This is a genomic window from Corynebacterium efficiens YS-314, from assembly GCF_000011305.1.
Classification (GTDB): Bacteria; Actinomycetota; Actinomycetes; order Mycobacteriales; family Mycobacteriaceae; genus Corynebacterium; species Corynebacterium efficiens.
Map to the genome: position 1 here is coordinate 735,804 of NC_004369.1, position 18,916 is coordinate 754,719.

15 protein-coding genes are annotated in these 18,916 nt (G+C 65.2%); 8 read left to right on the plus strand and 7 right to left on the minus strand.

Annotated elements, in window-relative coordinates; translation table 11 throughout:
* Positions 1 to 21: 21 nt before the first annotated feature.
* Both CE_RS03595 and CE_RS03600 read right to left on the minus strand, forming a co-directional pair.
* Entirely contained in the window at positions 22 to 816 is a 795-nt protein-coding gene (locus CE_RS03595; RefSeq protein ID WP_006769628.1) for an ABC transporter ATP-binding protein, read from the minus strand.
* Positions 813 to 1,820 (minus strand): FecCD family ABC transporter permease, encoded by a 1,008-nt coding sequence (locus CE_RS03600; RefSeq protein ID WP_011075103.1) that lies wholly within the window; start codon positions 1,818 to 1,820, stop codon positions 813 to 815. The genes CE_RS03595 and CE_RS03600 overlap by 4 nt, the downstream gene beginning before the upstream one ends.
* 194 nt (positions 1,821 to 2,014) lie before the next feature.
* Between CE_RS03600 and trpS the strand changes: the two genes are divergently transcribed.
* The 3 genes from trpS to CE_RS03615 all read left to right on the plus strand — a co-directional run bounded on the left by trpS (position 2,015) and on the right by CE_RS03615 (position 5,319).
* Positions 2,015 to 3,055, plus strand: a complete 1,041-nt coding sequence (gene trpS / locus CE_RS03605) for a tryptophan--tRNA ligase (RefSeq protein WP_006769625.1) — start codon at positions 2,015 to 2,017, stop codon at positions 3,053 to 3,055.
* Between the two features lie 178 nt (positions 3,056 to 3,233).
* A complete protein-coding gene (locus CE_RS03610; protein ID WP_006769624.1) occupies positions 3,234 to 4,319 on the plus strand; it encodes a YhjD/YihY/BrkB family envelope integrity protein in 1,086 nt (361 codons plus the stop codon).
* An 82-nt stretch (positions 4,320 to 4,401) separates the two neighbouring features.
* Positions 4,402 to 5,319, plus strand: coding sequence for an RDD family protein (locus CE_RS03615; protein WP_006769623.1), 918 nt, complete (start codon positions 4,402 to 4,404; stop codon positions 5,317 to 5,319).
* 3 nt (positions 5,320 to 5,322) lie between these two features.
* Here CE_RS03615 and CE_RS03620 read toward each other — a convergent pair whose 3' ends face one another.
* The 4 genes from CE_RS03620 to CE_RS03635 all read right to left on the minus strand — a co-directional run bounded on the left by CE_RS03620 (position 5,323) and on the right by CE_RS03635 (position 9,272).
* On the minus strand, positions 5,323 to 6,639 hold the full coding sequence (locus tag CE_RS03620) for a D-alanyl-D-alanine carboxypeptidase family protein (protein ID WP_006769622.1): 1,317 nt from the start codon (positions 6,637 to 6,639) through the stop codon (positions 5,323 to 5,325).
* 81 nt (positions 6,640 to 6,720) lie between these two features.
* Positions 6,721 to 7,950, minus strand: coding sequence for a hypothetical protein (locus CE_RS03625; protein ID WP_006769621.1), 1,230 nt, complete (start codon positions 7,948 to 7,950; stop codon positions 6,721 to 6,723).
* 78 nt (positions 7,951 to 8,028) lie between these two features.
* Entirely contained in the window at positions 8,029 to 8,994 is a 966-nt protein-coding gene (locus tag CE_RS03630; protein WP_006769620.1) for a C40 family peptidase, read from the minus strand.
* Positions 8,991 to 9,272, minus strand: a complete 282-nt coding sequence (locus CE_RS03635; RefSeq protein ID WP_231295147.1) for a hypothetical protein — start codon at positions 9,270 to 9,272, stop codon at positions 8,991 to 8,993. Before CE_RS03635 ends, CE_RS03630 begins: the two co-directional genes overlap by 4 nt.
* 176 nt (positions 9,273 to 9,448) lie before the next feature.
* Here CE_RS03635 and upp point away from each other — a divergent pair, with 176 nt between their 5' ends.
* Together upp and CE_RS03645 are read left to right on the plus strand one after the other, a co-directional pair.
* On the plus strand, positions 9,449 to 10,084 hold the full coding sequence (upp, locus tag CE_RS03640; RefSeq protein WP_035109787.1) for a uracil phosphoribosyltransferase: 636 nt from the start codon (positions 9,449 to 9,451) through the stop codon (positions 10,082 to 10,084).
* A gap of 64 nt (positions 10,085 to 10,148) precedes the next feature.
* Entirely contained in the window at positions 10,149 to 10,547 is a 399-nt protein-coding gene (locus tag CE_RS03645) for a helix-turn-helix domain-containing protein (RefSeq protein ID WP_035109785.1), read from the plus strand.
* Here the strand turns inward: CE_RS03645 and CE_RS03650 are convergent.
* Positions 10,544 to 12,136 (minus strand): phospho-sugar mutase, encoded by a 1,593-nt coding sequence (locus CE_RS03650; RefSeq protein ID WP_035109700.1) that lies wholly within the window; start codon positions 12,134 to 12,136, stop codon positions 10,544 to 10,546. The genes CE_RS03645 and CE_RS03650 overlap by 4 nt on opposite strands.
* Before the next feature lie 138 nt (positions 12,137 to 12,274).
* Here CE_RS03650 and CE_RS03655 point away from each other — a divergent pair, with 138 nt between their 5' ends.
* The 3 genes from CE_RS03655 to CE_RS03665 all read left to right on the plus strand — a co-directional run bounded on the left by CE_RS03655 (position 12,275) and on the right by CE_RS03665 (position 18,839).
* Positions 12,275 to 13,429 carry a M20 family metallopeptidase gene (locus CE_RS03655; RefSeq protein ID WP_006769615.1) on the plus strand — a complete coding sequence of 385 codons (1,155 nt, stop codon included), beginning with the start codon at positions 12,275 to 12,277 and terminating at the stop codon, positions 13,427 to 13,429.
* Between the two features lie 142 nt (positions 13,430 to 13,571).
* Positions 13,572 to 14,984 carry an NAD(P)H-quinone dehydrogenase gene (locus CE_RS03660; protein WP_006769614.1) on the plus strand — a complete coding sequence of 471 codons (1,413 nt, stop codon included), beginning with the start codon at positions 13,572 to 13,574 and terminating at the stop codon, positions 14,982 to 14,984.
* Positions 14,985 to 15,419: 435 nt separating this feature from the next.
* On the plus strand, positions 15,420 to 18,839 hold the full coding sequence (locus CE_RS03665) for a pyruvate carboxylase (protein ID WP_006769613.1): 3,420 nt from the start codon (positions 15,420 to 15,422) through the stop codon (positions 18,837 to 18,839).
* The last annotated feature ends 77 nt before the right edge of the window (positions 18,840 to 18,916 follow it).

The following is an 18,916-nucleotide window of genomic DNA, read 5'->3' on the forward strand; positions in this document are numbered from 1 at the left end:
GGGGATCATCCTTCAATCTTGTTACAGCAGTGGATCGGGGTGGGTGGGCAGCGGTGTCACACGCAGGCTGCCGGTCAGGGGGTCACTGTCCACGGCGATGGGCAGCCCGTAGACATCGGAGAGGGTGCCGGGTTGCAGCACCTCGGCCACGCTGCCGGCGGCCGCGAGCTCACCCCGGTGCAGGAGCACGGCGTGATCGCACCACCGCGCAACGTGGTTGAGGTCGTGGAGGACCACGACCACGGTGGTGCCGGCTGCCGCGCGGGTGCGCAGCAGTTGCAGCACTTCCACCTGGTGGCGCAGGTCGAGGGCGGAGACGGGTTCGTCGAGAAGCATCACGGCGGTGTCCTGCGCCAGGGCGCGTCCGATGTGGATGAGCTGGCGTTGCCCGCCGGAGAGTTCGTTGACGGGGTGGTCCGCGATGTCGAGGGCGTTGATGGCGGCGAGCGCCTCCTCGGTGGCGCTACGGTCCTCCTCGGACTCGGCCGTGAACCGTTTCCGGTGCGGGTAGCGGCCCATCGCGACCACGTCGCGCGCCGCGAACCCGATCCGCAGCTCGGTGTTCTGCGGCACCAGCGACATCTGCCGTGCGCGCTCCGGGGTGCTTTGCGACATCACATCCACCCCTCCGATCAGCACCTTCCCGGTACTGGGGACCAGGCCGGCGATGGCATTGAGGGCGGTCGACTTGCCGGCACCGTTCGGACCGATCAGGGCGGTGACCCGACCGGCGGGTGCCCGGAAGGACACATCACGCACGGCATGGTGGGTGGGGAAGGTGACATCGAGATGTTCCACGGCGATATCCACGCTCACAGGCCCAACCCCCTGCGTTTGCGCACCGTCAGCAGCAGGTAGAGGAAGATCGGGGAGCCGATGAAGGCCACCACCACGCCGGTCTGCAGGACGATGGGGGAGAAGAGCATGCGCGCGACGGTGTCGGCCACGATGACAAACGTGGCACCCAGGATCGCCGCGGCGGGCAGCAGCGCCCGGTGGTCCGCGCCGATGACGATGCGGATGAGGTGGGGGACCACCAGACCCACGAAGGTGATGGTGCCGGACACCGCCACCGCCGTGGCGGTGAGCAATGCCGCCAGGGCCAGCAGGAAGATGCGGGCGCGTCCGACATTCAGGCCGGAGGTCTGCGCGGTGGACTCCCCGAGCAGCAGGAGGTTGAGGTCCCGCGAGGCACCCACCGCCAGGATCAGACCCACGATGATGGGGATCACCGAGACCCCCACATGGTCCCAGGTCCGGGACACCAGATCACCGTTGAGCCAGAAGGTCACCGACCGCAACTCGGAATCCTGCGGGGCGTTGGCGGTGGCCGCGGAGATCACCGCACCCAGGAAGGCGGTGATCGCCAGGCCGACCAGCACGAGCGTGGCGGGATCAGCCCCCCGGCCGTCCATCGCCCGGGAACTGGCGATGAGATAGACCACCGCCACCGTGATGATGGCACCGATGAACGCCGCGAAGGGGATAGTCCATTCACCGAAGAAACTGGCGCCGGTGACAATCGCCAACACCGCTGCGACCGCGGCTCCCGAGGAGACACCCACGATGCCGGGATCGGCCAACGGGTTGTGGAACACCGTCTGCATGATCGCCCCGGACACCGCCAGGGCGGCACCGACGAGGGCGGCGATGATGATGCGCGGGGCACGGATCTCGGTGACCACGGGGGAGGAGGCGAGATCGGACAGCGGTACGGTGACCGGGCCCATCATGAGGGAGATCACGAAGGAGACCACGAGCAGAATGAGTGAGCCGATGATCACGACCGGCGTGGTCAACCTGCTGTGAGTTCGCGACACTACATCCCTTAATGAAAATTACGTTTAAAAGAGTACCCGACCAGCTTAGTCAACCGGATGAGCAAAATCCCAAACTTTCGGGTGACCGTCGAGGAAAGGTCATCTTAAAATCCAGGCGCATCGACGGCTTCCCCGCCGCAGCTAACCTCGCCTCACCCCAGTCTGTCACCTGCGGGTGACTAGACTGTCTAACCATGACTTCGCAGGATAATGATCACACCGCACAGACCCCCGCCCGCGTCCTCTCCGGAATCCAGCCCACCGCTGATTCCTACCACCTGGGTAACTACCTGGGTGCCGTCAAACAGTGGATTGACCTGCAGAATTCCTATGACGCGTTCTACTTCATCCCGGACCTGCATGCCATCACCGTGGATCAGAACCCGGAGGAGCTGCGCGCCCGCACCGTCTCCGGTGCCGCCCAGCTGCTGGCGCTGGGGATCGACCCGGAGCGGTCCACCCTGTTTGTGCAGTCCCACATCCCGGCCCATGCCGAGCTGTCCTGGGTCCTGACCTGCCTGACGGGTTTCGGTGAAGCATCCCGCATGACCCAGTTCAAGGACAAATCCACCAAGCAGGGTGCCGAGCGCACCTCCGCCGGCCTGTTCACCTACCCCATGCTCATGGCCGCCGACATCCTCCTCTACCGCCCCCAGCTGGTGCCGGTCGGTGAGGATCAGCGCCAGCACCTGGAACTGACCCGCACCCTGGCGGAGCGTTTCAACAACCGCTTCGGCACGGTCTTCGAGGTGCCGGAGGGGTTCATCCCGGAGGGTGCCTCCAAGATCTACGACCTGCAGAACCCGACGGCGAAGATGTCCAAGTCCGGTGAGAACCCCAAGGGTCTGATCAACCTGCTCGATGATCCGAAGGTCTCCTCCAAGCGCATCAAGTCCGCCGTCACCGACAATGACGGGGTCATCGCCTTCGACGTGGCGAACAAGCCGGGTGTGTCCAATCTGCTGGTCATCCAGTCCGCGCTGACGGGGGAGAGCGTCGACAAGCTCGTGGCCGGGTACGAGGGCAAGGGCTACGGCGCGCTCAAGACCGACACCGCGGATGCGCTCGAGGCGTTTACCACCCCGCTGCGGGCCAAGTACGACGAGTACATGAGCGACCGCGCCGAGCTGGAACGGGTCCTGGCCATCGGCGCGGAGCGCGCCGGGGAGATCGCCACCAAGGTGCTGGCAGAGGTCTACGACAAGATCGGTTTCCTGGCACCACGTTCCAGGTAGCAACCCAGGTGTGCCGGCGCTGCTGGTGACCGCCTGATTATTACAATCCGGCCACGCGACGAGCCTCGGTGGCCGGATTTTCCTATCCTTGGGGGTACCTGTTCACACCGCCCGCCGAGAATCGCCCGAGGCAGCCCCTCGGGAATCTCCCTGAGACCTTCGGAGGATCGACCCCCTCATGGCCACAAGAACCTCGCCCGACGAACGCCACACCGATGATTTCGGCATCGAGCGCATCAACGAGGACGATCCCGGCTTCGTCGACAAGATGCGGGACAAGCACGAATGGTTCGACCACATCATGCGCATGCAGGAGCGGTTCAGCTCCAAGGGCGGCAATCAACTGTCCGCGGGCATCACATACTTCTCCGTGCTGTCCGTGTTCCCCATCGCGATGCTCGGTTTCGCGATCCTCGGTTTCGTCCTCGCCGGCAACCCGGATCTGCTGACCAGGGTTCAGGACGCGATCGCCGGGGCCTTCGACGGTGAGGTCGGTGACACCGTCAACAGTGTCCTGGAAAGCGCGATCGCCCAGCGTGGCGCGGTGCTGGGCATCGGTGGTCTGACAGCCCTGTGGTCGGGACTGGGGTGGATGAGCAACCTCCGTTTCGGTGTCAGCCGCATGTGGTCACTGGACCCCACCGACGGCAACTTCGTGCTCAAGAAGCTCAATGACCTGCTCGGTCTGATCCTGTTGCTCCTCGCGCTGTCCATCGCCTTCGGCATCACCGCGATCGGTGCCTCCGGTCTGACCACCACCCTGCTGGAATGGGTGGGGCTCGGGGACATCCCCGGCATCAGCGTGATCACCTGGGCGGTGGCACTGCTGGTCGGTTTCCTGGCCAACTTCCTGGTGTTCTTCTGGCTGATCAAATTCCTGCCCCGCACCAAGGTGCCGCTGAAGTCCGCCATCCAGGGTGCGCTGCTCGGTGCGCTGGCCTTCGAGGTGGTCAAGCAGCTGGCCTCGGTGTTGGCCTCCAATGCGCTGGCCAACCCGGCGGGTGCCACCTTCGGTCCGATCATCGGCATCATGGTGGTGCTCTACCTGGTGTGGCGCATCCTGATGTACTGCTCCGCCTGGGCCGCCACCAGTGAGGAATCCATGCGACTGGCCGAGGTCCCTGCACCGGAACCCGCGGTGATCCGGGTGCGCAATGAGATCTCCCCCGAGGCCCCGCCGGTGGAATCCGCCCGCAACGTCGGCATCGGTGTGGCCGTGGGTGCCGCCGCAGCCGGTGCGCTCGCGCTGCTGCGGAGGAAGTGACAACCCGGATGTGCAGGTTGGGTGGACATTTCAGGGCATTCCCCGATTCCCGGGGGATGCCCTGTTGCATAGAGTAGAAGGTATGAACACAAATCTGCCCAACCTGTACACAGCGTTTGATCTCGATCGCAGTGATGATTGTGATGCGCTCGGGATTGTCCTGTCCGCCCGGGATCTGCGTTTGGAGCAGATGGGTGTGCTTCCCGATGATCCCCGCCGCACCCAGACTGTGATGGCGTTCTCGGTGCTCAACGACCCCACCAAGCGGGCGCTTTACGACGAAAAACTGGACTCCGGCACACCCCTGACCTGGGATCAGATCCAGCACCTCGGCAACTTCGGCACCATCCCGGATGCGCCGCCGCAGCAGTCATTCCACCAGACACATCAGGGCTACCAGACCCCACAGCCTGCCCCGCAGCCGGAACCGGACACCACCTTCGGGTACCAGTTCGGCCAGCCCACCGCGGAGTACTCCTCACCCGCCTTCAACCCCTTTGACCAGCAGGTCCACAGTTCAATGGCGGGGTCCTCGGCATTCAGTGCCTCCCAGGTGGCACCCTTCAGCACCGGGTACACCGCGAACGTGCAACGCCCCACCGCCGGTGCGCGCCTGGGTATGGCCTGGTTGGATTTCATCCTCGCGTCCATGGCCTCGGGCATCATCGTGGGGATCCTGGGGATGAACTCCTTCGGCGGGTGGATCATCACGGCCCTGGTGATGATCGCCTATGTGGTGGGTTTCGAGACCATCATGGGTGCCACACCAGCCAAGAAGTTCTTCGGTTATGAGGTCCGCGATGTGGACACCCATTCCCGCCTGTCCGCCCAGGCCTCCCTGAAGCGCAACTGGTGGAAGTTCCTCAACCTGGTGCCCCCGGCCGGCATTGTCTCCCTGGTGATGGCCGGTTACTACGGCAGCCAGATCAATGAGGAGAACAACATGCGCGGTGGCCACGACAAGTTGGCCAACGCCGAGGTGGTGAAGAAACAGGGGTAGGGGCTACCCCCGGCGCCTGCGTCCGAAGGTCCACACCAGCGCGGCCAGCAGCAGCACCACGATGGTGCTGATCGGCAGCGCCACCCGCGCGATATCCAGGGCGGTGGTGTCCTGACCATCCCCACCGTCCTGCGCCTGCGGGGCGGGGGAGACTGGGGGTTCGGGGCGTTGCGTGGGGGTGGTGTTCTGCTCCCCGCCCGGCTGCCCGAGCTGCCCCACACCCGCGCCCGGGAGGGTGATGAGGGAGGCGTCGATAAGCTCCCTGGCCTGCTCCCAGGGGCGTCCCTTGTCGATGGTGGTGTCCAGGATGACAGCCCCGATGCGGCGTCCCTCCCGGTTGAGCGCACCGACGAAGGTGTGGTTCGCGTCGTCGGTGTACCCCGTCTTGCCGCCGATGCCGTCCGGGTCGTTCATGAACAGGCCGTTGTCGTTCCACACCTGGAATCCCTCGTTGTCGCCCCAGCCCGGGAAGTCGATGAACTCGGTGTCCACGATCTGGGCGAAACGGGGATTTTTCCATGCGTGCTGGTAGATCAGGGCCATGTCATAGGCGGAGGTGGACATCCCCGGCGCATCCAGGCCGGAGTAGGTGGCCACGAAGGTGTCCTCGGTGCCGATCTCACGGGCCCGCTCATTGACCATCTCCAGTGTGGCCTCATCACCACCGAGTTCCTGCGCCAGCAGATAGGCGGCATCATTGCCACTGGCCAGCAGCAGACCGTGCAGGAGCTCATCGACGGTGTACTCACCACCCTCGCCGACACCGACCCGGGAGCCCTCGATGTTGGCGGCATCCCAGGTACCGGTCACCTTCTGTGTCGGGTCGAGTTGCTCGATGGCGATCAGCCCGATGAGCGCCTTGATGATGCTGGCGGGACGGTACCGGCCGTGGGGATCCTTCGCGGCGAGGATCTCCCCGGAATCCAGATCGAAGACCATCCATGCGGATGCCGTCTGATTCTCCGGCAGGGTGAAACCCTCCGGGGCGATGACACCGCAGTTGGCCATGAGCGGGCCACCGGCGGGTACCTCTGGGACCGGCAGGAGGACCGGTGCCCGACCACCGGGTACGACCGCCTCGGAGGTGGTGCGTGCGGTGGCGGGGGACTCCAGGTGGGGGCAGTCATCGGTGTCCGGTGCCCGCTCCCGGGTGGTGGGTTGGCCGTCGTCCTGTTGTTCCTCCAGGGTTTCGGCGTTCTCCGCGGTCACCGCCGGCTGCGGGGGCTCCGGTGGGAGGGTGTCCTGGGCGGTGGCTGCGCTGAGGATGGGCGACAGGGCGATGGTGAGTGCGGTGGTAACCGCCACAAGGGTTGTCCTCATGGGGACTAAATAGTACCGACGCCCCATGACAGGACCTTAATGTGGTCCCGCCGCGGGGCGTCGGGCGGATGAACAGTCAGTTCAGAACTTGGAGAAACGCTTGGTCAGCATGTCTTCCAGTTCACGCCAGGACTTGGAGTGATCGTTGAAGGGGGCGTGTGGGACATAACCGGCGGTGTCGCCGGAACCGAGCATGTAGGAGATGTAATCCTGCATCCGGGGGTTGGCCAGGAAGTAGGAGTTCATGGAATCATCACCGGCCCAGTCGGCGGCGTCGGCCATGAGCTCATAGGCACGGCCCATCTGTTTGGTGTCCACGGCATCCACGGAGGTGTTGATGTCCTGGGCGAGGCCGTTGAAGGAGTAGACATTGTCGCGGTGGACCAGCAGCTCGGTCTCACCGGCGTTGACACCCAGCATGAGATCCGGCCAGGTGGACGCTCGCGCCAGATCATGGTCGTCGTGTTCAACCAGCCAGCGCAGCAGGGCCTTCTGACTGTTGAAGGTGAAGATCTCCCCGAACTTACCCAGGAACACCGGCTGGCCCTCGATGTAGGTGCGCAGGGTGTAGACGGAACGACCGTCGATGCTGATCTTGATCGGGTCGATGCCGGCCAGGCCCCATGCGGAGGTGTCATAGGGGTCAACCTTCTCGGCCTCCTCCTTCGCGATCTGCTCCTCCGCCTCGCGGGCGGCCTCACGGGCGGCCTGGGCCTCGCGGATCCGGGTGGCGGCATCATCGACGAAGACCTTGTCCACCTCCTTGACGGTGACGGCCTCGTCGAGCGCGTCCACCACGTTGTTCCAGTTGGTCAGGACCGCACGACCGATCGCGGACCACTCACCGAGACCATTGGGGCCGGAGAAGTGGTCGGCACCGCGGTCCACATTGCCCAGCACGGAATGGGAGGAGAAGAAACCACTGACCGGCATGGCGGAGGTGACGTTGCCCAGGCTGCGCACCACCGCGAAGACGCGGGAGATGGTCTTGACATTGACATAGGAGGGGCGCTCGGCCAGCAGAGCGGGGGCGCCGACGATGTCGTGCTGCTCATTGTCGTCCGGGACCACGCGGGCCGCGTCACCCGCGTTGAAGGATGCCCAGTCGGGGTGCGAGGTCAGATCGTGGCGGGAATCGGATTCGAGGAAGACGAGCAGTTCCTCCGGGGAGGTGAAGACATACAGCTCCTCATTCGCACCGAGAAACGCCTGCCACTCACTGCCGTGCTCCCTCCAACTGGGAGCCCAGAGAGTATAGAAGTCACCTTCAGTGAGGGAGAGTCTAACGGGAACGATTCCTTTTTCAGCCATGCTGCTAAATCCTAGCCGTTGCGATATTTCTCCGTCACCTATCTCTACTGATAGGAGTGAAACCGCAGTCCGCTGGGGTTAACCGGTCGGCCGGTAGAAGCCGTGGAAGGCCATACCCATGTTGGAGGTCCGCACCGGGTTGGTCTGCACGGGGTTGCCCGCCTCGATGATCTGGCCGTCACCGGCGTACATCGCGGCGTGCCCGTCCCAGATGAGCAGATCCCCGGGTTGTAGCTCCTCATAGGCGACAGAGCGGCCCACCGCCTGCTGGTCCGCGGTACGGGGAATCTCCACCCCGGCTTCCCGCCACGCCCACTGGGTCAGGCCACTGCAGTCGAATCCGTCCGGGGTGGTGCCACCCCACACGTACGGTGTCCCGATCATGCTCCGGGCCGCCGCCACCGCGCGTTCCCCGACGGCCACGGAATCCATGCTGGATCCCGTGCTGTGCGCCGTGGGCACTGGGGGAGCCGCGGGTTCGTCGGGGATCCCCTCCGGCGCGTCTGCAGGTGAGCCCGCAGACGGTCCCGGGATCGTCTGCGCCACGGCGGCTGACCCGGGCAGCTCCGGTGCCTGCACCATCCCGATCTCCCCGGCCCGGAGTGCCACCACCTTCTTCTCCAGGCGGGTGACCACCGGGTGGAGCGCGCTGACCAGCTCAAGTGCCCGGATGGCGGCGGCGTCGATGAAGATCCCGGGCAGGGCCATCAGCTGCGTCCGGGCGGACAGGGCGACACCGGGGTTGGGGGACCAGGACTGCACCAGCAGCGGTGGCACCTGATGCAGGAGGTCGGTGGCCAGGTGGTGCAGGTCGAGGCGGGCTGCCTCCAGATGGGGTGCGGCATCACCCAGGGCGCCCATGATCACCGTGCGTTGCGCCTCCAGCTCGTCGGCGAGGGTGAGCAGGGCGGCGGGGGAGGTACCCAGCTCCGTGGCCAGGTCGAGGATCGGGTTGAGATCAGGGAGGGTGGGCAAGATCACCTCAGGTGCCGGGGCGGGCGCATGTCCCAGGATGAGGCGCACCGCGGTGGTGAGATCAATCATGTTCGCCGTCCCGCCAACCGGTGGAAATCACCGGCGAGTCCGGCATCGATGGACCCCACCACGGTGAGGGTGTGCAGGGCACTGTCGGCCATCGAACGGGTGGTCTGTGTCAGGGTGGAGGCGTTGTCGGTGTAGGTGGCCAGGGCTTTTGCCACCACACCATGGAAACCGGAGGTGCCCTCCCCGGGGCTGTCATCCGGTGGTGGGGAACCGGCCACCGGTGTGAACTCCTGGTGGAGGATCGTGTGGGCGAGTAGGCGGGCGTGATCGATATCCATTCTCATGTCCGGTAGGACTGCGCAAACGCCCGAGAGGTTCCCACCGGCGGGGAAACACCGGTGTTTCCCACGCTGTGGGAAAGTAGTACCACATCGTCCCAGGGTGGTCCCGTTGCGGTCCGGAGATGCTTTTCGACGGGATTGGCCACCCCCACGCATGCCCTAACATGATGGGCATGGACATCACCATCGTCAATCATCCCCTCGTCGCAAGCCGGCTGACCCTCATGCGCGATGAGCGTAGTGACAACGCGGCCTTTCGTGCCGCCGCCTCCGATCTCGGCGCCATGCTCATCTATGAGGCCTCCCGTGATCTCGCCGTGGAGCATTTCGACACCCAGACCCCCGTCGCCGTCGCCGAGGGCACCCGCCTGGAGAAACCCCCGATCATCGTGCCCATCATCCGCGCTGGACTCGGCATGATCGACCCCGCCCTGTCCATGATCCCGGATGCCCAGGTCGGTTTCATCGGTCTGGCCCGCGATGAGGAGACCCACGAGCCTGTCCCGTACCTGGAGGCCCTACCCGAGGACCTCAGCGATCAGCCGGTCTTCCTCGTCGATCCGATGCTGGCCACCGGGGGTTCCCTCCTGCACGCGATCCGTCTGCTGGCCGAGCGTGGCGCGACCGACATCACCGCCATCTGCATGGTCTCCGCGCAGCCGGGTGTGGATGCGCTGAAGAACTCCGGCCTGCCGTGCCGTCTGGTCACCGCGGCCATCGATCCTGAACTCAATGAGGATGCCTACATCGTCCCCGGCCTGGGTGATGCCGGTGACCGCCTCTACGGCCCCCGTAACATCGAACTGTAACCCCCTTTTTTCTGCCCACTATAGTTGGCGGTGGATTCCCATCGCAGTGGGCATTCTGGGGCGCGTGTATGAGGGAAGAGAACAGCTCCACTGGCCGAGTTACGGCCACACCCTGGGTGCCCGCGTGCGCGAAATCCGCAAGATCCGCGGCTACAGCCAGGAGGAGCTCGCGGAGATCGTCAACATGAGCCGCAATGCGATCTCCAACCTGGAACGCAATGAGAACAACAACGGCAAACCGGGTGATCCGCGCCTGAGCACCGTGTACAAACTGTCCTGGGCGCTGGATGTGCCACCCGCGGCACTGCTGCCCGCGGTGGGGGAGAAACCCCAGGGCATCTGCGTCGACGAGTCCCTCCCCGTCGATGTGCGCTGGCCCGCGCCCCGGGACGAGGTGCTTTTCGACGTCCCCCTCACACCCCCGGAGCACCCCAGACGGGCCGACCGCCAGCCCCCGCGTTAGAGACTCCGACCCCAGTCCTCCACCTCGTCCTGGAGTTTCTCCAGCAGCTGGGTGGCCTCCGCATGGGAGTTGGCCTGGGCGATCTCGATGTAGATCTTTGCCTTCGCCTCCGTGCCGGAGACCCGGACAATCACCCGCAGCTGGGTGCCGCCGAGATACCCCCTGAGCACCACGCCCTGGTTCTCCGGGAGGGCGGAACTGTCCAGTGCCACACCGATCAGTTCGGTCGGGGGTGTGGTGCACCAGGCGTCGACAAGCTCCCTGGGGCTGGTGGTGCGGACCGCGACCTGCGTGGACGCGAAGTACCCGTGGCGACGGTAGAGCTCGTCGAGCCGGTCCTGCAGACTGACGCCGGCGGACTTGAGCTCGGCTGCCCACGCCGCGGTGAACAGCGCCGTGGCGATCCCGTCCTTGTCCGGGACGATATCCGGTGCCGGGCACGTGCCCACCGCCTCCTCATAGGCGAAGGCCAGTCGGCCCGGTCGGTCATCCGCCGCGCGGGAGAGGTGTTTGAAACCGGTCAGGGTCTCCTGGTAATCCCACCCCCTGTCCTCAGCGATCACGCGCAGCAGCTGGGAGCTGACCACCGTGGTCGCCACGACCGGTGGAGCCCCCCGCCCGTCCCATTCGGGCACGATGCGCGTGGCCAGCAGCGTGCCGGTCTCATCACCTGTCAGCATCCGGTGGCCACCGTCGGGGGTGCGGATACCCACCGCACACCGGTCGGCGTCCGGGTCGAGGGCGAACAGGATATCCGCATCCTCCTCCGCCGCCCGGGCCAGCAGCAGTTCAATCGCCGAGGGTTCCTCCGGATTGGGAAACGGCACCGTCGGGAAGGTCGGGTCCGGGTGCTGTTGTTCACGCACCGGATGGGCCAGGGGGAACCCGGCGAACTGGAAGGCATTCGACATCGCCCGACCACCCACCCCGTGCAGGGCGGTGTAGACGATGCGCAGATTCGCCCGTTCCGAATTCACCCGCAACAGATCCGCCTGCCCGGGGGTGACCAGGGAGACGATCTCATCGATGTACCGGCGCAGCTGATCCCCGGCCGGGCGCACGGTCACCCGGGGGGCCTGCACCGGATCCTCCACCGCCTGGATATGTGACTCCAGATCGGCCTCCATCTCCGAATACAGCTGCCGCCCGTTGGCCAGGAACACCTTGTAACCGTTGTCCGCGGCACCATTGTGTGATGCGGTGATCTGGACACCGGCATCCATCCGCCGGTTCTGCACCAACCAGGGGATCAGCGGGGTGGGGCCCGGGGTGGGCAGCAGCATCACCTCGAACCCGGCACCGGCGAACACCTCCGCGGTGGTGGCGGCGAAGGTGTGGGAACCATAGCGGGCGTCATAACCGACCACCACCCGCAGGGGACCGTCCTGCGGGTACAGGGCACGCCCGATACCGGCCTCATCCTCAGGCACGAGGTGGGGCACCCGACGTTCCGCAGCCCGTGCGGCCAACCAGCTGGCGACACCCGCGGTGGTGCGTGTGACCTGGAGAACATTCATCTGATGCGCAGCGGGACCCACCGGCGCCCGCATGCCTGCCGTGCCGAAGGAGAGCTGACGGGACTCGTCCATGAACACCCCGATCCTCAATAGGGTTGGATTCGCTACTAGACTTGACTCTACCGCTATGCGGGTATTGCGGGACATGCCCGCCGAAGAGTTAGGAAGGGCCTTCTTGTGACGGATATTGGTGCGCTGGTTGCCTCATGGATGGACCGCCACCATGACGAGGTGATCGGATGGCGCAGACACCTGCACAGCCACCCCGAGCTCTCCCACCTGGAGTACAACACCACGGAGTACCTCGCCGGGGTGTTGACAGAGCACGGCATGACACCGACGTTGTTCCCCGGCACGGGGCTCATGGTGGACATCGGCCCGTCGGAGGGGGAACGTCTGGCCTTCCGGGCCGATATCGACGCGCTGCCCCTCACCGAGACCACCGGCCTGGACTACAGTTCCACGGTTCCCGGGGTCGCGCATTCCTGTGGGCATGACATCCACACCGTCATCGCCCTGGCGCTCGCCTGTGCCCTCAACTCCATCGACCTGCCCCTGGGGATCCGCGTGATCTTCCAACCCGCGGAGGAGGTGATGACCGGTGGTGCCACCGACGTCATCCAGTTCGGTGGGCTGGAGGGGGTCCACGCGATCTACGCCCTCCACGTGGAACCCAAACTCAAGGTCGGTCGCGTCGGTGTCCGGGCGGGTGCGATCACCTCGGCCTCCGACGTCATCGAGGTCCGCGTCCGCGGCGAGGGCGGACACACCTCCCGCCCGCACCTGGCCAAGGACGTGGTCTACGCCCTGGGCAAACTGGTCACCGAGCTGCCCGCCCTGCTCTCCCGCCGGGTGGATCCCCGCACCGGAACGGTGCTGGTCTTCGGCACCATCAATGCCGGTTTCGCCTCCAACGCCATCCCCGAATCCGGGATCGTCAGCGGCACCCTGCGTACCGCCGACATCGGCACCTGGCGCAGCATGCGGCCGCTGATCAGTGAGCTGGTGGCCCAGGTTCTGGCACCCACCGGGGTGGAACACGAACTCATCTACAACCCGGGTGTGCCCCCGGTGCTCAACGATGATGTGGCCACCGCGCTGCTGGCGAGCGCCGCGCGGGATCTGGATCCCCAATCCGTGGTTCAGGCGCCGCAGTCATCCGGTGGTGAGGACTTCTCCTGGTACCTCGAACACGTCCCCGGTTCCATGGCCCGCCTGGGGTGTTGGTCGGGACAGGGACCCAGGCAGGACCTGCACCAATCGGACCTCAACGTCGATGAACGCTGCATCGGTGTGGGCGTGAAACTTTTCGGTAGTCTGGTGCAGCAGTACAGCAGCAAATCTGAGGCTTTTCTTCACCCCTAGTGTGGGTAGTATCAAGGGCTGGATCTAAACGGCCAGTCTTGCCCAACCCGGCACGAGTCTGGCCTCTTTGATTTAGACTTGGGTCACGCATCAGTGATTCCAACTAGCATTCACCCAGCTCACACGTGTGGAGGTGCCATTCATGGCAAAGAGGATCGTTATCATCGGCGGAGGCCCTGCAGGCTACGAGGCGGCGCTGGCAGGTGCAAAGTATGGCGCCGATGTCACCCTCATCGAGGATTTTGGAATCGGTGGGGCGGCGGTCACTCTCGACTGTGTCCCCTCCAAGTCCTTCATCGCCGGCACCGGGATCAAGACAGACCTCCGCCGTGCGGATGATATGGGTCTCAACCGTGGACTGGGCAAGGCACACCTGGAGATCGATGCGCTGAACAAGCGTGTGAAGGCACTGGCGAACCACCAGTCCGGTGATATCGCAGGTCAGCTCAAGCGCGCCGGTGTCCGCATGATCGACGGTTATGGCCGTTTCGATGACTACAACACCAAGCAGACCACCCACTATGTCCAGGTCACCCACAACGGGACCGGGGAGACGGAGAGCCTGGAATGTGATCTTGTGCTCATCGCCACCGGCGCCACCCCCCGAATCCTCAAGGGGGCGGAACCGGACGGGGAGCGCATCCTCACCTGGCGTCAGGTCTATGACATCGATGAGCTGCCCACCCACCTCATCGTGGTCGGTTCCGGTGTCACCGGTGCGGAGTTCGTCTCCGCCTTCGCCGAACTCGGCGTCAAGGTCACCATGGTGGCCTCCCGTGACCGCATCCTGCCCCACGATGATGCCGATGCCGCCGATGTCCTGGAGACCGTCCTCGCGGAGCGTGGTGTCTCCCTGGAGAAGCATGCCCGCGTGGATTCAGTCACCCGCACCCCGGACGGTGGCGTGTGCGTGCGTACCGCCGATGGCCGTGAGATCTACGGTTCCCACGCGCTGATGACGGTTGGTTCCATCCCGAACACCCAGAACCTCGGCCTGGAGAACATCGGTGTCGAGCTCGCCCCCTCCGGTCACATCAAGGTTGACCGTGTGTCGCGCACCTCCGTGGCCGGTGTCTACGCTGCGGGTGACTGCACCGATCTGTTCCCCCTGGCCTCTGTGGCGGCCATGCAGGGCCGTATCGCGATGTACCACGCCCTGGGTGAGGGTGTCTCGCCGATCCGCCTGAAGACCGTCGCCACCGCGGTGTTCACCCGCCCGGAGATCGCCGCTGTCGGTGTCACCCACGCCCAGGTGGATGCCGGTGAGGTCACTGCCCGCACCGTGGTCCTGCCACTGGTGACCAACCCGCGCGCCAAGATGCGGTCCCTGCGTCACGGTTTTGTCAAACTCTTCTGTCGCCGCAACTCCGGTCTCATTGTCGGCGGTGTCGTGGTCGCCCCGACCGCTTCCGAGTTGATCCTGCCGATTGCGGTGGCGGTAACCAACCGTCTCACCGTCGCCGACCTGGCGGAGACCTTCGCGGTGTATCCGTCGCTGTCGGGTTCCATCACCGAGGCGGCGCGCCAGCTGGTGCAGCACGACGATCTGGGATAGTTCCCGCCGCCTCGGCCTTCAACCGGGCATGATCGCAGATTGATCTGTGATCATGCCCGGTTTGTTTTTTTCAGAGGTCGGTTGGGGTGGGGAAGTGGCATTCTGCGAGTGTCTGCGTCCTTTTTGCAAATTCTGCAAAGTGGGTAGAGGTCAGATGTCAGCAGGTCGGTCCGATTTCTGTGAGGAAAGTGGAGCCGTTGGGGGCAACATTAACCTTCCCCCTGGGATGTAGCTAAACGGCAATGGGGGTCTCGGGCGGGGGGCATTCTTTTCACGGCAAGGTGGTGAAATTCCGCAGGTCACTCCCCGGCCGGCGGTAGAGAACGGAGCGAAAACGGAAAGCAATACGTGGTTTTCCGGACTGGCCGTTACGATGTTCTGAAGAGTGACTGCCATCACCCAACAGGCTGGTCCTCGTCGAAAGGAACAAAAACTGTGGTTACAACAACACCCTCCACGCTGCCGGCGTTCAAAAAGATCCTGGTGGCCAACCGAGGTGAAATCGCGGTGCGAGCATTCCGCGCCGCCTACGAGACCGGGGCCGCAACCGTGGCCATCTACCCCCGGGAGGACCGTGGCTCCTTCCACCGCTCCTTCGCCTCCGAGGCGGTGAGGATCGGAACCGAGGGCTCACCCGTCAAGGCGTACCTCGATATTGATGAGATCATCAACGCCGCCAAGAAGGTGAAAGCGGACGCGGTCTACCCGGGGTATGGTTTCCTTTCGGAAAATGCCCAGCTCGCGCGTGAATGCGCGGAGAACGGCATTACCTTCATCGGTCCCACCCCGGAGGTGCTCGACCTCACGGGCGACAAGTCCAAGGCTGTGTCCGCCGCGAAGAAGGCCGGGCTGCCGGTGCTGGCGGAATCCACCCCCAGCACCGACATCGATGAGATCGTCAAGAGTGCCGAGGGGCAGACCTACCCGATCTTCGTCAAGGCCGTCGCAGGTGGTGGCGGGCGTGGTATGCGGTTCGTCGAGAAGCCCGAGGACCTGCGTGAGCTGGCCAGGGAGGCCTCCCGCGAGGCGGAGGCCGCTTTCGGTGACGGATCCGTCTACGTCGAACGGGCCGTGATCAAACCCCAGCACATCGAGGTGCAGATCCTCGGTGATCACACCGGCGATGTCATCCACCTGTATGAACGCGACTGTTCCCTGCAGCGCCGCCACCAGAAGGTCGTGGAGATCGCACCTGCCCAGCACCTCGACCCGGAGCTGCGCGACCGCATCTGTGCCGATGCCGTGAAGTTCTGCAAATCCATCGGATACCAGGGCGCCGGCACCGTGGAGTTCCTCGTCGACGAGGCGGGCAACCACGTCTTCATTGAGATGAACCCCCGCATCCAGGTGGAACACACCGTGACCGAGGAGGTCACCTCCGTCGACCTGGTCAAGGCGCAGATGCACCTGGCCGCCGGTGCCACCCTGAAGGAACTGGGCCTGACCCAGGACAAGATCACCACCCACGGTGCCGCCCTGCAGTGCCGCATCACCACGGAGGACCCGTCCAACAACTTCCGGCCCGACACCGGTGTGATCACCGCCTACCGCTCCCCGGGTGGTGCGGGTGTGCGTCTCGACGGCGCAGCCCAGCTCGGCGGCGAGATCACCGCACATTTCGATTCCATGCTGGTCAAGATGACCTGCCGCGGTTCCGATTTCGAGACCGCCGTGTCCCGAGCCCAGCGCGCCCTGGCGGAGTTCAACGTCTCCGGCGTGGCCACCAACATCGGCTTCCTGCGTGCGCTGCTGCGCGAGGAAGACTTCACCAAGAGGCGCATCGACACCGGCTTCATCGGCTCCCACCAGCACCTGCTCCAGGCCCCACCGGCCGACGATGAGCAGGGGCGGATCCTGGAATACCTGGCGGATGTCACCGTGAACAAACCCCACGGTGAACGCCCCGAGACAGCCCGTCCGATAGAGAAGCTGCCCGAGGTGGAGAACATCCCGCTGCCACGCGGCTCCCGCGACCGCCTGAAGCAGCTCGGCCCGGAGGGTTTCGCCCGCGATCTGCGCGAACAGGATGCCCTGGCCGTCACCGACACCACCTTCCGCGATGCCCACCAGTCCCTCCTGGCCACCCGCGTGCGCTCCTTCGCGCTGACCCCGGCGGCGCGCGCCGTCGCAAAGCTCACCCCCGAGCTGCTGTCGGTGGAGGCCTGGGGCGGTGCCACCTACGACGTGGCCATGCGCTTCCTCTTCGAGGATCCGTGGGCACGCCTGGATGAGCTGCGTGAGGCGATGCCGAATGTGAACATCCAGATGCTGCTGCGTGGTCGCAACACCGTCGGGTACACCCCGTACCCCGATTCGGTGTGCCGCGCGTTTGTGCAGGAGGCCGCCAAGTCCGGTGTGGACATCTTCCGCATCTTCGACGCGCTCAACGACATCTCCCAGATGCGCCCGGCCATCGACGCCGTCCTGGAGACCGGCACCAGTGTTGCCGAGGTCGCCATGGCGTACTCCGGTGACCTGTCCAATCCGGGGGAGAAGCTCTACACCCTGGACTACTACCTGAACCTGGCCGAGCAGATCGTCGACTCCGGTGCACACATCCTGGCCATCAAGGACATGGCCGGCCTGCTGCGCCCGGCCGCGGCGACCAAACTGGTCACCGCCCTGCGCCGTGAATTCGACCTGCCCGTGCATGTCCACACCCACGACACCGCCGGCGGTCAGCTGGCCACCTACCTGGCCGCCGCCAACGCCGGGGCCGATGCCGTCGACGCCGCCTCCGCACCCCTGTCCGGTACCACCTCCCAGCCGTCGATGTCCGCTCTGGTTGCCGCGTTTGCGCACACCCGACGCGACACCGGCCTCAACCTGCAGGCCGTCTCCGACCTGGAACCGTACTGGGAGGCGGTCCGCGGACTGTACCTGCCGTTTGAATCCGGCACCCCGGGCCCGACCGGACGCGTTTACCGCCACGAGATCCCCGGCGGTCAGCTGTCCAACCTGCGTGCCCAGGCCGTTGCACTGGGTCTGGCCGACCGCTTCGAGCTCATCGAGGACTACTACGCGGCCGTCAACGAGATGCTGGGTCGTCCGACCAAGGTCACCCCGTCCTCCAAGGTTGTCGGTGACCTCGCACTGCACCTCGTCGGTGCCGGTGTGAGCCCGGAGGATTTCGCCGCCGATCCGCAGAAGTACGACATCCCCGATTCGGTCATCGCCTTCCTCCGCGGCGAACTGGGTACCCCTCCCGGTGGCTGGCCCGAACCGCTGCGCACCCGTGCACTCGAGGGTCGCTCCCAGGGTAAGGCCCCGCTGGCGGAGATCCCCGCCGAGGAGCAGGCCCACCTGGATTCCGATGATTCCGCGGAGCGTCGCGGCACCCTCAACCGCCTGCTGTTCCCGAAGCCGACCGAGGAGTTCCTTGAGCACCGTCGCCGCTTCGGCAACACCTCCGCCCTGGATGACCGCGAGTTCTTCTACGGCTTGAAGGAGGGACGTGAGGAGCTGATCCGACTGACCGGTGTGTCCACCCCGATGGTGGTCCGCCTGGATGCGGTGTCCGAACCGGATGACAAAGGCATGCGCAACGTGGTGGTCAACGTCAACGGCCAGATCCGCCCGATCAAGGTGCGCGACCGTTCCGTGGAGTCCGTCACCGCCACCGCGGAGAAGGCCGATGCCACCAACAAGGGCCATGTCGCCGCACCATTCGCCGGTGTGGTCACCGTGACCGTCGCCGAGGGTGATGAGATCAAGGCTGGCGACGCCGTGGCCATCATTGAGGCCATGAAGATGGAGGCCACCATCACCGCGCCTGTCGACGGTGTCATCGACCGCGTCGTGGTGCCCGCCGCCACCAAGGTCGAGGGCGGCGACCTCATCGTGGTCGTGTCCTAGCGACTGAGAGCCACAACCCGTCCCGGGTGCCTTGTTATCAACCTCCCCCTGATGATGTTCTCAGGGGGAGGCTCTAC

Coding starts and splice junctions, on each gene's coding strand:
- trpS (WP_006769625.1), top strand. CDS start 2,015: ATGACTTCGCAGGATAATGATCACACCGCACAGACCCCCGCCCGCGTC.
- CE_RS03620 (WP_006769622.1), bottom strand. CDS start 6,639: ATGAGGACAACCCTTGTGGCGGTTACCACCGCACTCACCATCGCCCTG.
- CE_RS03635 (WP_231295147.1), bottom strand. CDS start 9,272: ATGGATATCGATCACGCCCGCCTACTCGCCCACACGATCCTCCACCAG.
- upp (WP_035109787.1), top strand. CDS start 9,449: ATGGACATCACCATCGTCAATCATCCCCTCGTCGCAAGCCGGCTGACC.
- CE_RS03660 (WP_006769614.1), top strand. CDS start 13,572: ATGGCAAAGAGGATCGTTATCATCGGCGGAGGCCCTGCAGGCTACGAG.
- CE_RS03630 (WP_006769620.1), bottom strand. CDS start 8,994: ATGATTGATCTCACCACCGCGGTGCGCCTCATCCTGGGACATGCGCCC.
- CE_RS03655 (WP_006769615.1), top strand. CDS start 12,275: ATGGACCGCCACCATGACGAGGTGATCGGATGGCGCAGACACCTGCAC.
- CE_RS03610 (WP_006769624.1), top strand. CDS start 3,234: ATGGCCACAAGAACCTCGCCCGACGAACGCCACACCGATGATTTCGGC.
- CE_RS03625 (WP_006769621.1), bottom strand. CDS start 7,950: ATGGCTGAAAAAGGAATCGTTCCCGTTAGACTCTCCCTCACTGAAGGT.
- CE_RS03615 (WP_006769623.1), top strand. CDS start 4,402: ATGAACACAAATCTGCCCAACCTGTACACAGCGTTTGATCTCGATCGC.
- CE_RS03650 (WP_035109700.1), bottom strand. CDS start 12,136: ATGGACGAGTCCCGTCAGCTCTCCTTCGGCACGGCAGGCATGCGGGCG.